The sequence below is a fragment of the Pseudomonas sp. F8002 genome, from assembly GCF_013385495.1.
Taxonomy (GTDB): Bacteria; Pseudomonadota; Gammaproteobacteria; order Pseudomonadales; family Pseudomonadaceae; genus Aquipseudomonas.
Map to the genome: position 1 here is coordinate 60,953 of NZ_JACAPW010000038.1, position 14,368 is coordinate 75,320.

At 62.1% G+C, this 14,368-nt stretch carries 15 protein-coding genes; 3 read left to right on the forward strand and 12 right to left on the reverse strand.

Going from position 1 to position 14,368, the window contains the following annotated elements; all coding sequences use genetic code 11:
• Positions 1-355 precede the first annotated feature (355 nt).
• Positions 356-1,378 (reverse strand): zinc-dependent alcohol dehydrogenase family protein, encoded by a 1,023-nt coding sequence (locus HX811_RS25760; RefSeq protein WP_003217140.1) that lies wholly within the window; start codon positions 1,376-1,378, stop codon positions 356-358.
• 248 nt (positions 1,379-1,626) lie between these two features.
• On the opposite strand from HX811_RS25760, the gene HX811_RS25765 reads away from it, so the two are divergent.
• Positions 1,627-2,541, forward strand: coding sequence for a LysR family transcriptional regulator (locus HX811_RS25765; protein ID WP_003217142.1), 915 nt, complete (start codon positions 1,627-1,629; stop codon positions 2,539-2,541).
• A 75-nt stretch (positions 2,542-2,616) separates the two neighbouring features.
• On the opposite strand, the gene HX811_RS25770 is transcribed toward HX811_RS25765, so the two are convergent.
• From HX811_RS25770 to HX811_RS32310, 4 genes are read right to left on the reverse strand one after another with little or no spacing between them, the layout of a single operon-like run.
• Positions 2,617-2,802, reverse strand: a complete 186-nt coding sequence (locus HX811_RS25770) for a hypothetical protein (RefSeq protein WP_177047973.1) — start codon at positions 2,800-2,802, stop codon at positions 2,617-2,619.
• 20 nt (positions 2,803-2,822) lie between these two features.
• Positions 2,823-4,691, reverse strand: a complete 1,869-nt coding sequence (locus HX811_RS25775) for an FUSC family protein (protein ID WP_177047975.1) — start codon at positions 4,689-4,691, stop codon at positions 2,823-2,825.
• Positions 4,691-5,599 (reverse strand): HlyD family secretion protein, encoded by a 909-nt coding sequence (locus HX811_RS25780; RefSeq protein ID WP_177020820.1) that lies wholly within the window; start codon positions 5,597-5,599, stop codon positions 4,691-4,693. Before HX811_RS25780 ends, HX811_RS25775 begins: the two co-directional genes overlap by 1 nt.
• Before the next feature lie 10 nt (positions 5,600-5,609).
• A complete protein-coding gene (locus HX811_RS32310) occupies positions 5,610-5,798 on the reverse strand; it encodes a DUF1656 domain-containing protein (RefSeq protein WP_032899212.1) in 189 nt (62 codons plus the stop codon).
• A gap of 127 nt (positions 5,799-5,925) precedes the next feature.
• Between HX811_RS32310 and HX811_RS25790 the strand changes: the two genes are divergently transcribed.
• The gene (locus HX811_RS25790) at positions 5,926-6,720 is read left to right on the forward strand and encodes a helix-turn-helix domain-containing protein (protein ID WP_008433826.1); all 795 of its coding nucleotides are present in this window, start codon (positions 5,926-5,928) and stop codon (positions 6,718-6,720) included.
• Between the two features lie 2 nt (positions 6,721-6,722).
• Here HX811_RS25790 and HX811_RS25795 read toward each other — a convergent pair whose 3' ends face one another.
• Complete coding sequence (locus HX811_RS25795; RefSeq protein ID WP_177047976.1) at positions 6,723-7,640, reverse strand: LysR family transcriptional regulator; 918 nt, start codon at positions 7,638-7,640, stop codon at positions 6,723-6,725.
• A 110-nt stretch (positions 7,641-7,750) separates the two neighbouring features.
• Between HX811_RS25795 and HX811_RS25800 the strand changes: the two genes are divergently transcribed.
• The gene (locus HX811_RS25800; RefSeq protein WP_177047978.1) at positions 7,751-7,969 is read left to right on the forward strand and encodes a DUF2790 domain-containing protein; all 219 of its coding nucleotides are present in this window, start codon (positions 7,751-7,753) and stop codon (positions 7,967-7,969) included.
• On the opposite strand, the gene HX811_RS25805 is transcribed toward HX811_RS25800, so the two are convergent.
• The 6 genes from HX811_RS25805 to HX811_RS25830 are packed head-to-tail and all read right to left on the reverse strand — an operon-like array spanning position 7,966 to position 14,300.
• The gene (locus tag HX811_RS25805) at positions 7,966-9,213 is read right to left on the reverse strand and encodes an OprD family porin (RefSeq protein WP_177047980.1); all 1,248 of its coding nucleotides are present in this window, start codon (positions 9,211-9,213) and stop codon (positions 7,966-7,968) included. The two genes, HX811_RS25800 and HX811_RS25805, sit on opposite strands and share 4 nt — an antisense overlap.
• Before the next feature lie 30 nt (positions 9,214-9,243).
• A complete protein-coding gene (locus HX811_RS25810; protein ID WP_008433830.1) occupies positions 9,244-10,578 on the reverse strand; it encodes an MFS transporter in 1,335 nt (444 codons plus the stop codon).
• A gap of 55 nt (positions 10,579-10,633) precedes the next feature.
• Entirely contained in the window at positions 10,634-11,395 is a 762-nt protein-coding gene (locus HX811_RS25815; protein ID WP_008433831.1) for a 1,6-dihydroxycyclohexa-2,4-diene-1-carboxylate dehydrogenase, read from the reverse strand.
• Positions 11,396-11,405: 10 nt separating this feature from the next.
• A complete protein-coding gene (gene benC, locus HX811_RS25820) occupies positions 11,406-12,428 on the reverse strand; it encodes a benzoate 1,2-dioxygenase electron transfer component BenC (RefSeq protein ID WP_177047982.1) in 1,023 nt (340 codons plus the stop codon).
• Between the two features lie 10 nt (positions 12,429-12,438).
• Positions 12,439-12,927 (reverse strand): benzoate 1,2-dioxygenase small subunit, encoded by a 489-nt coding sequence (gene benB / locus HX811_RS25825; RefSeq protein WP_177047984.1) that lies wholly within the window; start codon positions 12,925-12,927, stop codon positions 12,439-12,441.
• Positions 12,924-14,300, reverse strand: a complete 1,377-nt coding sequence (locus tag HX811_RS25830) for a Rieske 2Fe-2S domain-containing protein (protein WP_003210841.1) — start codon at positions 14,298-14,300, stop codon at positions 12,924-12,926. Before HX811_RS25830 ends, benB begins: the two co-directional genes overlap by 4 nt.
• Positions 14,301-14,368 lie beyond the last annotated feature (68 nt).

The following is a 14,368-nucleotide window of genomic DNA, read 5'->3' on the forward strand; positions in this document are numbered from 1 at the left end:
AGCCATGGGAAACACTATTGGGCTTGACGGATGTACGGGGTGATTTCATATATTCAATCATTGCTCAATCCTTGAGATAAAGTGACGGGGCAATTATCGGCACTTGAATAATGATTAACAGATACAGAACGCCGGCTAAAACCGGTTCAGATGGGGGCTTGCATGGGGTATCGAGTGTGCAGACACGACAACGCCGCGCTGGGATTCAGGGCGGCGTCAGGGGCATACATCTGGTTTATCGGGCTGAAGTGCTGAAATCCCGATTCAAGCGGTGGGCAGGTTAAGTCCTGTCAAATGGCGCATTTGCCCCATGCGCCCGGGGGCAGGAATACTCGCTTGAGAATATTCCCACAGATCAAACAGTTTCTACCTGCAAGGCAACCCGTTCACGGCACGGACATTCGTCCATATAGCGGTGCGCTTCAACGAACTGGCTGAACGGAAATACCGTGGTTTTCAGCGGTACCAGCACCTTGTCGGCGGTCAGTTGGTTGATGTCACGCAAGGCTCGCTGCAAGGCCACCTGGTCCTGGATGATGCCCAGTTCCGGTTTGCCGGTGAAGTTGCCGATGCAGTGCACAAAGAACTGAATGTTCTTCTGGAACGCCGCACAGGCCGGAAATGGCGTCTGGTTGCCACCTTGCAGGCCGTACAGCACCAGGCTGCCACGGGGCGCCAGCACATCACCCAGCAACGACATCTGCGGGCCACCCAAGCCATCGAACACCACGTCTACGCCACGGTTGTCGGTGAACTTGTTGACTTGCATCAGCAGGTCCTGCTCTTCGGTGACGATCACCTTTTCCGCCCCGAGGGACAGCAGGTATTCGCGCTCATCACTGGTCTTGGTGGCGGCAATCACCCGCACCCCCAGGGCTTTGCCCAGCTGCACAAACGATGGGCCGGCACAGTGGCTGGCGTCCGTTACCAGGGCGAATTGCCCGGGTTTGACCCGCGCCAGGTCCATGTACGCAAAGTAGGCAATCAGCAACGGCGTGTAGTGCACGCTGGCTTCGATCGGGCTCAGGACATCCGGGTAGCGGGTCAGGGCAGAGCGCGGCAGGACGATCTGTTCGCCGTACACCGGGTAGTCATTCGGGCTCTCGGCCGGGAAGCTGGCGACCTTGTCACCCACCGCCAGGTCGTCGACACCCTCGCCAACGGCCACAACCACGCCGGCCATTTCATGGCCAAGGCCGGAAGGCAAGCGGGCATGGGACGACGCCAGGTTCTGGCGCCACAGAATGTCGTACCAGCTGATGCCAATCGCCTCGACGCGCACCTGCACTTCGCCCGGTGCGGGCTTAGCGGCTGCATGCTCTTCGCATTTGAGCACCTCGGCCGGACCAAACTTGTGAAAACGGATCGTGCGGGACATCGCAAACCTCGTCAAAGTAACCTCTATTGCCATGAACTCTATCTGGGCTTTCGGGGCAAGACCACCGGTCGCCGTTAATAGTCGACATGCCTGTCATTGATTCCGCACATACGGAAAAGGTGCCGAACCATGTAGGAAAACTGAATTAGCCGGTGCAGAGTACCAGCCTTTCCCCGTAAGATTCATGCCGGTCATTGTTCTTATATGACCGCTCCCGTCAAGTTTACTGACGCCGCCTGGGACACAAGATGAACCGTAACGACCTGCGTCGTGTCGACCTCAACCTGTTGATCGTATTCGAAACCTTGATGCATGAGCGCAGTGTGACCCGCGCTGCCGAGAAACTGTTCCTCGGCCAGCCGGCCATCAGCGCAGCCCTGTCACGCCTGCGCGGCCTGTTCGACGACCCGTTGTTCGTGCGTACCGGACGCAGCATGGAGCCCTCGGCCCGTGCGGTAGAAATCTTCGCCCTGCTCTCCCCGGCCCTGGACTCGATCTCCACGGCCGTCAGCCGCGCCTCCGAATTCGACCCGGCCACCAGCACCGCGGTATTCCGCATCGGCCTGTCGGACGACGTCGAATTCGCCCTGCTGCCGCTGCTGCTCAAGCGCCTGCGGGCCGAAGCTCCCGGCATCGTGCTGGTAGTGCGCCGCGTCAACTACATCCTGATGCCCGGCCTGCTGGCCTCCGGCGAAATCTCCATCGGCGTGAGCTACACCACCGATTTGCCGGCCAACGCCAAACGCAAAGTCCTGCGCCGCAGCAAGCCGATGCTGTTGCGAGCCGACAGCATGCCGGGCTCCATGAGCCTGGATGACTTCTGCGCGCGGCCCCATGCCCTGGTGTCATTCGCCGGGGATTTGAGCGGGTTTCTGGATGAAGAACTGGAAAAACTGGGCCGCAAGCGCCATGTCGTGCTGGCTGTGCCGCAGTTCAATGGGCTGGGGACGTTGCTGGCGGGCACCGATATTGTCGCGACCGTGCCGGACTATGCCGCTGAAGCGTTGACTTCAGCGGGTGGCTTGCGGGCTGAGGAGCCGCCACTGCCGGTGCGCACATTTGAATTGCACATGGCGTGGCGTGGGTCACAGGACAATGATCCGGGGGAACGGTGGTTAAGGTCGCGGATTCAGATGTTCTTTGGCGACCCGGACAGCCTATAAAGCAACAGCACTGCCGGGCATCACACCGAACTCGTCACTTCGCTCCGAATAGATTGCAATCGACCGGGAACCGGCTCATCGCTGGGGATCTGCCTTGGGCCTTGAATCACGGCCAGGCGCCCGGTGCTCGGCGAGCGTTTTTTGCTCTTGCTTGAATTGCTGTTGCCAGCGGGCCAGCGCCTCAGCCCCGTCCGATGCCTGCACCGCCATTGGCACAGACACGATCATCCCGAAAAGCGTCCAGATAAGGAGTTGCTTCATTTCATCTCACCTTCGTTGTTTTAGCTGAAACTGGTTCGGATATCGGCACGCTGGTATTGGTCGAGCAACCCCGCCAAATCCCGGTAACAAGCAGCCAGGTCGCGGGCACCAAGGCGGAACAGTGATCTCGACGTACGCCGGGCCTGGGCCGCGCTGATCGCTGAATCGAAGGCATATCTGGCAATACGCCGATCGCCCGCTTGCACACACCTGGCGATTGACGAATCAGGCTCCAGGTCGCGTGTCTTGCGGTGCAGCAACCTTAACTGTCGACCCAGTTGAAGCGAGACGGCACCGGCCTCATCGGCGCCCGACAGCGCTTGCAGGGCAACCATCCGGTGCTGTTGCGTGGCCTGCCACTTCAGAAGATCCATGCGGTGCCCGTGACGCAGTAACCGGCGTGTGTCCTTGTGCAGCGCGGTCCTCAGGACGTCGGCGTGGCTGGCGGGTTTCCCCGGCAGCAACTGGAAGGCCAGCAGGCAGATAGCAAGCGTCACCATCCAGGCCAGGGCTTGATTCGCGAAGTCAGCGAAGTCGTATTGGGCGGTCCCGGCAGTACCGACCAGGGTGTTGAACGTAATCAGGTAGGCGACGCCTTGCAGGGCATGGCGCGGCCGGGTCGTGGCATGAATCCCGACCGCCCAGAACGCAACCAGCACCACCGTGAGCAACCCGAACCCGCTGATGTGCGGCAACAGCAGGAACTTGCACCCCGCCGCTGCCAGGATTGCGTAGAAGGTTCCCCTGGCAAGGCTCGCAATGCCTTGCTCGGGCGCCGCGCTGGTGGCCAGCAAGGTGCAGAACGGACCCAGTACGGCCAGCAAGGTTGGCCCCTGGTCCCAGCCGGTGAGGTACCAGACAGCACCGGTCGCCAGCGTGGCCAGCAACGCTCGCACACCGTTACGCAGTGCAGCGCCGTAGTGTCGGTGAAACCCCACGGCGCGGGCCGGCGGCAGGGGCGCGCGCTCAAGGCAGGCAAAACTCGACAAGGCGCTGGCCAGTTCGGCCAATGGTTCATTCAGACGCCGCTGGCTCGCGCCTGGTTCAAGGCTGGCTTGCAGCTCCCGGACACGATCGGCCGCCACGCAAAACCCGGGCATGGCTTCAGCCAGCTGGCGCAACTGTGCGCCGATTCCAGCGTGCGAAGGTATCGCGCATTCGTCGAGCACCACGGCATGCAGATACGCAAGTCCTGCCTGCAGGGTCGCCAGCCTGGCGCGGATCAGCACCGACTCGCCCCGACCAATCCCGAGAAGGTCGTCCACTTTGCTGATATCGATGGCCAGCGGGTCCTGCGCACGCGCCGGCCCGCCGTCAAACCGCACGGCCAATAACCGCAGGGTGCGCGACGAGACGTCGCGAAGTGCCATGGTCAGTGTGCGCTCGACGGTCTTGCGGCTGAATAATGTGGCCACCAGGCTCAGGCTCAACACCCCCAGAACAACGGTCGTGCCCCGTCCGACGATATGTTCGAAACCTTGCTGCGGCGCGACGATGGCGGGCCCCAGGGCCAGGCAAACGGTGTAGCCGGCGACCACCGCCGCCGTGGCCTGGTAGTGCCGAAACACGGTCATGGCGCCGACACAAAGGCCCAGCCATACCCCGATCCCGAGGATAAACAGCAGCATTTGCTGGGCGAACAGGCTGGTCAGGACCAATGCCACAGCCAACCCCACCAGGGTGCCCAGTGCCCGGTGGAAGCCCTTGCCAACCACTGCCCCCTGCAGCGGATGGATCAGCAACAACACGGTTGAGGCGGCCGAGAACGGCGAATCCAGGTGTAATTGGAACCCCAGCCACAGGGCCAATGAGGCCGCCAAAAGACTACGCAGCACATAGCCCGAGGTAGCAGCTTCCCATGCCCCCAGCATGCGCAGTGCACGGAGCATCACATGAACGCCTGAAGCCATTGCACCAGCCTCCAGCGCGGCGCCGTGCCCTCCTCGGCAACCTCGATGCTGGCGGTCATCCCCGCCGCCAACTCCACACCGGGCGGCACCTTGTCCAGTTCAATCCGCACGGGCACGCGCTGGGCCAGGCGTATCCAGCTGAACGTAGGCGCCACCTGGGGCAAACCACTGTTACTGCGCAGCTCGTTACCGTCGGCAATGCCCCGACCAATGCTCGCCACATGCCCTTCGAGCAGCGGTGAAAAACCCATCAGCTTGATGGACGTCACAGCCCCCACCCGAACACCAGCCAGCTTGGTCTCCTCGAAGTAACCGGTGACCCAGAAGCTATGGCTATCGACCACAAAGATATTGGTCTCGCCCGCTGCCGCGTAGTCACCCGGCTGCAGCCGCAACTGGGTCACATAGCCGTCGACCGGCGAACGAATCGTCGTGCGGTCCAGATCCAGCCGCGCATGGGCCAGTTGGCTGCGGGCCGCATCCAGGCGCGCCCTGGCCACCGCCAGGTCCCGGGCTGCGTTGTCGGTTTCCTCCCGCGCAATCGCATCGCCGAGCTGGTTGCGGCGTTTGAGCTGTGCACTGCGCTGCTCGAAAACACTGCGCGCCTCGGCAAGCTCGGCCGTGCGCTGTTGCTGGGCAAGCAAGTAGCTGCTGCGATCGATCTGGTACAGCAACGCGCCCTTGGCGACCCACTGGTTGTCGCCCACCAGCAGGTGTTCGACCTGGCCGGACACCTCGGGGGCAATACGGATAACTTGTGCGCTGACACGCCCGTCCCGCGTCCAGGGGGCCAACTCATAGGCACGCCACAGTTGCGTGCAGAACAGCAATGCGGCCAGCCCGAGCACCAGGGTGACGAGGGTCTTGAGGATGTGTTTGATGATCATCGCGCTGCCCTCAAAAGCTCAGAACCAAGGTCGAGAGCACGATCAGCGACACAAAGAAACGCGCCAGGCTGGGGTGCCAGGCCCAATCCAGCCAGCGCCGCAGGGCCCGCTCCAGTAGCCCGTACACCAGGGCTGCAACGCCGACGTAGAGCAAGAACGGAGGAATGTAGAGGTGGGCAATCGTGATTTCGCTGAGCATCGGTTGAATCTCGCAGTCGGCAATCACCTTGATCGCCTTGATGAAGATGGTAGGGACTGCAAGGTCGTGCCGATATTGAGTATGCTGCCAGGATATAATCAATTTCAGACAATCGAGGCGGTGCAACATGGGCGAGATGAAGCTCCAGGGCGTTGATCAATTCGAACTGGACAGTTTTGATCAGCCCGCCGTCGCGTTGATGCTCGGCAGCCAGCGCAACGACACCGAATTCCCCGTGCACAGCCACCGCAAAGGCCAACTGGTGGTGGCGTATCACGGCGGTATCGTGTGTACCGTAGAGGATGGCGTGTGGATGGTGCCGTCGGGCTTCGGCGTGTGGATTCCGGGCGGTATCGCCCACAGCAACCGGGTGACCGCCAACGGCAGGATCGGCTATCTGTTTGTCGAGCCCGGCGCCGCCGCGCTACCGGAGAAATGCTGCACGCTGGTGCTTTCGCCGCTAGTCCTGGCGTTGATCCTGCACCTGAGCGCCCAGCCCCAGGATTATCCGCCTGCCTCTGCCAATTCGCGCGTGGCGAGCGTGCTCCTTGAACAACTGGAACTGGCTCCTTCGGAGCAGTTGTACCTGCCGCTCCCCGCTGCTACGCAGTTGCGCTTCATCGCCCGCGGCCTGGCCCAGGCCCCGTCAAACCGTTGCACCATGGCCCAGTGGGCACGCCAGGTGGCCATGAGCGAGCGCTCCCTGGCCCGCCTGGTCAAGAGCGAAACAGGCCTGACTTTTGGCCAATGGCGCAAACAATGGCAAATCATCGTGGCCTTGCAGAGCCTGGCCGAGGGCGAGTCGGTGCAACGAACCGCCGAGGCGCTGGGGTACGAGTCGGTCAGTTCGTTCATCAGCATGTTTCGCAAGACACTGGGCTCGTCGCCGGCGCGCTACATTCGCCGTACGGCAACGCGCTAGCCTCAAGGTGCCTCAATCACTGCCAACTGCTCCGCCAACAACCCCGGCAATCGCGCCTGCAAAAACCCGACCCACGTCCGCACCTTGGCATCCAGAAAGCGCCTTGATGGATACACCGCGAAAATGCTCCGCTCCCGTAGCCGATATCCGGGCAACAGCCGCACCAGCGAGCCCTCGCGCAGCGCCGGGTTGGCGCTGAAGAACGGCAACAAGCTGATGCCCATTCCTTCCTGCGTCGCCTTGACCATCGCATCCGCGACATTGGTCCTGAAGGTGTCACCCGGCGAAATCGCAATCTCGCCCTCTTGCTCCTTGAACAACCACGCATCCTCCTGGAAATCCTGCAGATGCAACCGTCGATGCTGCATCAACTGCTGCGGATGCTCGGGCACGCCGTACCGGGCCAGATACCCCGGTGCCGCACAGGGCACACTGAACAACTGCCCGATCGTCTGACTGACCAGCGCCGAATCCGGCAACGAATGGGCGATGGAGATCACCACGTCGTGACCCTCTTCAAGCGGGTCCGGGTTGTGCTGGGACAGGGTCAACTCAATGGACACGTCCGGGTATTGCTCGCTGTAGCGGGCAATCAGCGGCGTGATCAGCACCCCCAACCCGCTCATGCAATGCACCCGCAATCGCCCGCGCGGGTTGAGGTGCGCGCCGCTGGCTTCTGCCGTGGCCTCCCTGACGTCTTCAAGAATGTCGCGACAGCGCAACAGAAAGCGCTCGCCCGAATCGGTAAGGCCCAGGCGTCGGGTGGTGCGTTGCAACAGGCGGGTCTGCAGGTGTTTTTCCAGCTCGCAGATCAACCGTGATACGTGTGCCCCGGACAGGTCCAGCGCCTCGGCCGCTGCGGCAAAGCTGCCAGTGTCGACAACCCGGGCAAACACCCGCATGCCATTGAGCAAATCCATCAACATTGCCCCTCGATTGCTACGTGATACGTACGAGTCATTCACCTGTTCCTGTCTTTATCCCGCTGCGGCAATCACTAAAATGAACCCTACTCACAGAGGAACTCATCATGAATATCAAATGGCTCAGCCTGCTCCTGTTTTTCACCGCCGCCGGCGCCATGGCGGCCGGCAGCAATGAAGCGCTGGATATCCAACACGTTGTTTCAATCACGCCCGTGCCGGGCAGTTGCCAGGTAGAACCGGCGACCATGGTGTATCTCGACAGCCAGGGCGCCGGCCATACCGTCCACTACCAGGTCATGGGCACGTGCCAGGGCGGGGTTTAAAGCAGCTTCCAGGTGTAACTGAGGATCAGCCGGTTCTCGTCGATGTCGCTGCGGTAGTTTGAACGGGCCATGACATTGCGCACCCGAATGCCCAGACCGCTCAATGTGCCGCTTTGCACCACATAGCCGATATCCAGGTCGCGCTCGCGATCCTTGCCTTCATAGCCCGCGCCGGTGGTCACGTTGTTACCGGTGATATAACGCACGGTGGTGGTCAGCCCCGGAATGCCCAGCGCCACGAAGTCATAGTCGTACCGCACTTGCCAGGAGCGCTCGTCGGTGTAGGCAAACTCGTAGGTGGGTACTTCGTTGCCCAGCGGCGTGATGTTGGCGAAGACTCGCGGGAAGGCACTGTCGCCATACATGGCTTGATAACCGACATAGAAGATATGGCCGCCATGCTTGGCCGACAGCAGCGAGAAAAACGCCTGGTTGTCGATCTTGCCGAGCAGTTTGTCGCCGTCTTCCCGGGCATCGTAGTAGCCGAGGTTGGCGCCGAGCGTCCACTCACCCATTGGCTGGCTGTGCTTGAGGCCGACAAAGTCCTGGCGGTAGATGTCCTTGAGCTGGCCATGCCAGTAGCTGACGCTGGTGCGGTTGGTGTTGAAGGCGTAGTCGCCGCCGACGTAGTTGAACCCATCACTTTCAGCGCCGCGTTGCGGCACATGGCCGAGCATGGCGATCATTTTCTCGTCGCCGGCTTCGTTGCGCAGGCTGGTGGTGGTCAAGTGCCCGGCCTGTAGCGCAAGGCCGGCGATTTCGCCGGAGCTGACACTCACGCCCTGATAGCTCGGCGGCAGCAAGCGGATATCGCTGAAGGCCAGCACCGGCAGGTTCGGTTGCAGTTCGCCGACCTTCAATTCGGTCCTGGAAAACCTGGCCTTGAAGGTCAGGCCCAAACGGCTGTAATCATTCGGGGCGCTGCCGTCGCCCTTGACCGGGAGCAGGCCGGTATTGGTGCGGTCCGGGCTGCTGTCGAGCTTGAGGCCGAGGGTGCCCAGGGCATCCAGGCCAAAGCCCACGGGCCCCGGCGTGTAGCCGGATTTATAGGTCAGGATAAAACCCTGGCCCCACTCCTCTGCCTTTGATTGCTTGTTGGCGCCGACGATGTCCGAGAAATCGCGGCTGAAGTAATAGTTGCGCGCCTGCAAGGTGGCGGTGGAGTCCTCGAAAAACCCGCCCTCGGCCGCCGTCGCCGCAAGGGGCACGCCCAACAGGGATAGCCAGATACGTTGTGTGTTCATGTCGTTGCTCTTGGTTATTGTTATCGACAGTTACTGCGCCGGGGCGGCGATCACCTCCTGCCGGCCCCGACGTTCATTCAGCGCATACGCCGTCATTGCCAGCACGGCGATGGCCCCGGGGATGGCAAAGGCCATGAAGTTCAGGTGCAGCGGCAGTTCAATCCCCATCAGCGCGCCGCCCAGCAGCGGGCCGACGATGGCGCCGGTACGACCGATACCGGAAGCCCAGCCCAGGCCGGTGGCTCGAATGTTCAAGCCATAGAGTTGTGCGGCGCCGGCGTACAGCAGGATTTGCGTGCCGATGGTGGTGGCGCCGGCAAAAAAGATCAGCAGGTACAGGACCGGCATCGGGCTCTTGATACCCAGCAGGCTGATGGAGAGCAGCGCGGCGATAAAGAAACCGATCACCACCTTCACCAGGTTAAGCCGGTCACACAGCCAGCCACCGACAAGCGCCCCGGCGATGCCGCCAAAATTCAGCGCCAGCAGGAACGACAGGCTCGATCCCAGGCTGTAACCGGCACCCGCCATCAGTTTGGGCAGCCAGGAACTCAGGGCGTAGACCATCAACAGGCAGCAGAAAAACGCGACCCAGATCGCCGCCGTCCTCAAGGCCAGGCCGTGTCGGAACAACTCCAGCACCGAAGCGCCCTTGCCTTTACCGGCGCTGACGAGCAGTTGGTCTTGCGGGTCGATCCGGGTCTGCGGCGACAGGCGCTTGAGCAACTCACGCGCCTGTTCCTTGCGGCCCTGGCGAATCAGGAACCCGATGGACTCAGGCAGCCAGTACACAATCAACGGCATCAGCAGCAGCGGGATCGCCGCGGCGAAGAACATGGACGACCAGCCAAAACGCGGCAGCATGAAAATCCCCACGCCGGCCGACAGCATGCCGCCCAGCGAGTACCCGCCAAACATCACCGCCATCAGGATGCTGCGCATTTTCTTCGGTGCGTATTCGGTAATCAGTGCGGCCGCATTGGGCATCAGGCCGCCACAGCCGAGCCCGGCAATAAACCGGCAGATTCCGAACTCAGTCGGGTTGCTGGCAAAACCGTTAATCACCGTGGCGACGCTGAACAAGGCAAAGCAGATGGCGATGCCTTTGCGGCGACCGAACTTGTCGGCCAGGCTGCCGAAGACCAGCGCGCCGAACATCATCCCGAACAGCGCATAACTGCCCAGAGCGCCGGCCTGCAGGGGCGATAGTCCCCATTCCTTCATGATCGACGGCAAGACCACGCCGTAGATGAACAAGTCATAACCGTCAAAGATCAACAGCACAGCACACAGGCTGACCACCAGCCAGTGGAAACGATTGAAATGGGCATTATCGATAATCGAATTGACGTCATGGGTACGCATGGCAGTGCTCTCATTATTGTTGTTGTGAGTCAGTGTCTGCAGGTACGGCGCTGGGTCAGCCGAGGTCGCCGCCTCCTACCGGCAAGGTGACGCCCGTGATGTAGGAGGCCTCATCAGAGGCCAGAAACAGAATCGCGCCGGCTTGTTCGTCGATGCTGCCGTAGCGCTTCATCGGGCTGCTGTCGAGGGTCTGGTCGACGATCTGCTGGTACCAGACGCGCTCCTGGTCGCTCTGGGGCTGGCTGTTGCGCGGGATCCGCCGCGGTGGCGCCTCGGTGCCACCGGGTGCGGTGGCGTTGACCCGAATGCCGCTGCCGGCGGTCTCCAGGGCCAGGCACGCGGTCAAGGCGTTGACGCCGCCCTTGGCCGCGCCATACGGCACACGGTTCACTCCGCGCGTGGCCACGGACGAGACATTGACGATGGCACCGCTGCCCTGCTCCAGCATGTAGGGCAATACGCAATGGCAGCACCACAGGGTCGGGAACAGCGAGCGGCGCACCTCGGCTTCGATTTCGTTCTCGGCGTAGTGCTCGAAGGGCTTGGCCCAGATGGTCCCGCCGACGTTGTTGACCAGGATGTCGATACGCCCGAACCGTGCCTTGGCAGCGGCCATCACACGGGCACATTCGGCATGCTGCTCCAGATCGGCGGTGAGGATCAGCGCCCGCTCATGCTGCAATTCATGCACGAGTTCCGAGCGATCGACGGCCACCAGCCAGGCGCCCTCTTCCAGCAAACGCTCGGCAACCCGCCGACCGATGCCCTGGGCGGCGCCGGTCACCAGCGCAACCTGGGTGTTGAAACGTGGAGTCATGGGGGATTCCTCAGGCGGCGTCGCCGGTGACGATGGCGTTGGGGGTGAACTTCTCGTAATGGAAGCTGGCAGGGGTGACGCCCTGGTTCTTGAAGTGCTGGCGTACCGCGTCGACCATCGGTGGCGGCCCGCACAGGTACACATCCACGTCGCCATCGTTCAGCACGTCAGCGGCCATGTGCTGGGTGACATACCCCTGCCGGGGGTGCGCGGTCTGGGGGTCGGCCACGCAGGTGACAAAACCGAAGTTGGGCAGGCGTTGGGCGAACGCCTCCAGCGCCTCGACCATCACCAGGTCCTGGTCCCGCGTCACGCCGTAGACCAGCGTGACCGGCCGGGTTTCCTCGCGCTCGGCCAACACTTCAAGCATCGACAGGAACGGCGCCAGCCCCGTACCACCTGCCAGCAACAGCAGTGGCCGCGCCACTTCGCGCAGGTAGAAACTGCCCAGCGGCCCGGTCATCGGCACCCCGTCGCCCGGCTGGGCACGCTCCAGCCAGCCACTCATCAACCCGCCGGGCACATGCTTGATCAGGAAGCTGGCGCGTTTTTCGCCGGGTTTGCTGCTGAAGGAATACGAGCGAGTCTGCCCGCTGTCCGGTACGCCGATATTCACGTATTGGCCCGGCAGGAATACCGGCGCCTGGTCCAGCTCGAAACTCACCTCCAGGGCGGCGTCGGCATGCCGGGTAATGCTCGCCACCGTCGCGGCAAACTGCGCAGTACCGGTCTTGCACGCACCGGAAGGCACCGGCACGGCAATCACGCAATCGGATTGCGGCACCATCTGGCAGGTGAGCACCTGGCGCTCAGCGGCTTCATCCTCGCTCAGGGCGTCTTCGATGTAGTCGTCGCCCAAATCATAGGCGCCGGTTTCACAGCGACATTTGCAGGTGCCGCACACACCGTCGGAGCAGTCCATGGGCAGGTTGATACGTTGGCGAAAGGCCGCGTCGAGCACCTTTTCACCCACCTTGCAGTCGATGAAACGGGTTACCCCGTCCTCGAAGTTCAGGGCAATGGAGTACGTCATGGGCGTGTCCTCAGATGTGGTAGATATCGATGACCTGATGGATGTAGTCGTTTTTCAGCACCACCTTCTTGCGCGTGATCAGCGGCTGTTCGGCGCGGATATCGAGGCGATAGAACGAGGTACCGAAGTACGTATCCGTGGTCTTGTAGCGATGGCTGAGGGTTTGCCAGTTGAAACGCAACTCCACGTGCTGCCCGTCGTCGGCCAGCACTTCGAGGTTGGTGATCAGGTGCGCGGTGCGCGGCTCCGGGGTGCTGGCGCTGGAGCGCTCGGTCTTGATCCGGAACACCCGGTCTTCCAGGCCGTCGCGGCTGGGGTAATAGATCAGCGAGATTTCGCTCTGGGGGTCTTCGGTCAGCGTGTCGTGGTCGTCCCAGGCCGGCATCCAGTACTCGACCTTGGGTGAATAGCATTCGAGCCACTCATCCCACTGGCGGTCATCCAGCAGGCGGGCTTCGCGGTACAGAAAGTCCAGCAGGCAGTCACGGGAAGCACTCATGCCAGCACCTCCTTGTCCGTCGCGATCAAGCCTTGCTGCTCCCGTTCGATAGCGCGTTGCAGGCTCTGGGCCCAGTGGGCGTGCTGGCGCACGAACAGGCCTTCGTCCTCGGTCTTGACGCCACTGAGCTGCGGATTCATGCCCATGGCCCGGGCGTTTTCGTCAGGGCCTTCGACCCACTGTTTGGCGCCGCGACTGAGGTCATTCCACAAGGTGGTCGCGCCCTGGTAGCCGGTCTGGCAGGCGCGGAATTCTTCCAGGTCGTCCGGTGTACCCATGCCGCTGACGTTGAAGAAATCTTCGTACTGGCGGATGCGCGTGGTGCGTTCCTCGGCACTTTCGCCCTTGGGCGCCATGCAATAGATCGTGACTTCGGTCTTGTCGACCGCGATTGGCCGTACCACGCGGATCTGCGTGGAGAACTGGTCCATCAGGTACACATTCGGGTAGAGGCACAGGTTGCGGGTTTGGTCGACGATAAAATCGGCGCGTTCCTGGCCCAGGCGCTCGGCCAGCGCCTCGCGATGGGCATGCACCGGACGCACTTCGGGGTTGAGCAGGCGCGTCCACAGCAGGATATGGCCATGCTCGTAGGCGTACACGCCGCCCAGGCTTTTCGACCAGCCATTGGCATCCACGGTGCGCGTGCCTTCGGCTTCGTAATTGCGCCGGCCCATGGTCGCCGAGTAGTTCCAGTGCACGGAGCTGACGTGATAACCGTCGGCGCCGTTTTCGATCTGCAGCTTCCAGTTGCCGTCATACACATATGACGAACTGCCCCGCAGCACCTCCAGCCCCAGCGGGGCCTGGTCGACCATCTGGTCGATGATCACCCGGGTCTCACCCAGGTAGTCGCTCAACTCCGGCACCGTCTCGCTGAGGCTGCCGAACAGGAAGCCGCGATAGTTTTCGAAGCGGCCAAGGCGTTTCAAGTCGTGGGAGCCGTCACAGTCGAAGCTGTCGGGGTAGGCGCCGGTCTTGGCGTCCTTCACTTTGAGCAGCTTGCCGGCGTTGCTGAAGGTCCAGCCGTGGAAAGGGCAGGTAAACGAGCCTTTGTTGCCTTGTTTACGGCGGCAGAGCATCGCGCCACGGTGGGCGCAGGCGTTGACCAGGCCGTGCAGCGTGCCGTGTTTGTCGCGGGTGATGACCACGGGCTGGCGGCCGATCCAGGTGGTGAAGTAGTCGTTGATCTCCGGCACCTGGCTTTCGTGTGCCAGGTAGACCCAACCGCCTTCGAAAATGTGCTTCATTTCCAGGGCAAACAGGTCGGGGTCGGTGAAGATGTCGCGGCGGCAGCGGAACACCCCAGTGGCGGGATCTTCCTGGACGGAGTCGCGCAATTGTCGGGCGAGTCGGTCGAATGTGCTGATCATGGGGTAGGCCCTCGGTTGTTCTTGTATCAGGCCCCCCCACCTTATGTGCTTGCCCTACCCCTCAATAT

Coding starts and splice junctions, on each gene's coding strand:
- HX811_RS25760 (WP_003217140.1), bottom strand. CDS start 1,378: ATGTCCCGCACGATCCGTTTTCACAAGTTTGGTCCGGCCGAGGTGCTC.
- HX811_RS25765 (WP_003217142.1), top strand. CDS start 1,627: ATGAACCGTAACGACCTGCGTCGTGTCGACCTCAACCTGTTGATCGTA.
- HX811_RS25770 (WP_177047973.1), bottom strand. CDS start 2,802: ATGAAGCAACTCCTTATCTGGACGCTTTTCGGGATGATCGTGTCTGTG.
- HX811_RS25775 (WP_177047975.1), bottom strand. CDS start 4,691: ATGCTCCGTGCACTGCGCATGCTGGGGGCATGGGAAGCTGCTACCTCG.
- HX811_RS25780 (WP_177020820.1), bottom strand. CDS start 5,599: ATGATCATCAAACACATCCTCAAGACCCTCGTCACCCTGGTGCTCGGG.
- HX811_RS32310 (WP_032899212.1), bottom strand. CDS start 5,798: ATGCTCAGCGAAATCACGATTGCCCACCTCTACATTCCTCCGTTCTTG.
- HX811_RS25790 (WP_008433826.1), top strand. CDS start 5,926: ATGGGCGAGATGAAGCTCCAGGGCGTTGATCAATTCGAACTGGACAGT.
- HX811_RS25795 (WP_177047976.1), bottom strand. CDS start 7,640: ATGGATTTGCTCAATGGCATGCGGGTGTTTGCCCGGGTTGTCGACACT.
- HX811_RS25800 (WP_177047978.1), top strand. CDS start 7,751: ATGAATATCAAATGGCTCAGCCTGCTCCTGTTTTTCACCGCCGCCGGC.
- HX811_RS25805 (WP_177047980.1), bottom strand. CDS start 9,213: ATGAACACACAACGTATCTGGCTATCCCTGTTGGGCGTGCCCCTTGCG.
- HX811_RS25810 (WP_008433830.1), bottom strand. CDS start 10,578: ATGCGTACCCATGACGTCAATTCGATTATCGATAATGCCCATTTCAAT.
- HX811_RS25815 (WP_008433831.1), bottom strand. CDS start 11,395: ATGACTCCACGTTTCAACACCCAGGTTGCGCTGGTGACCGGCGCCGCC.
- benC (WP_177047982.1), bottom strand. CDS start 12,428: ATGACGTACTCCATTGCCCTGAACTTCGAGGACGGGGTAACCCGTTTC.
- benB (WP_177047984.1), bottom strand. CDS start 12,927: ATGAGTGCTTCCCGTGACTGCCTGCTGGACTTTCTGTACCGCGAAGCC.
- HX811_RS25830 (WP_003210841.1), bottom strand. CDS start 14,300: ATGATCAGCACATTCGACCGACTCGCCCGACAATTGCGCGACTCCGTC.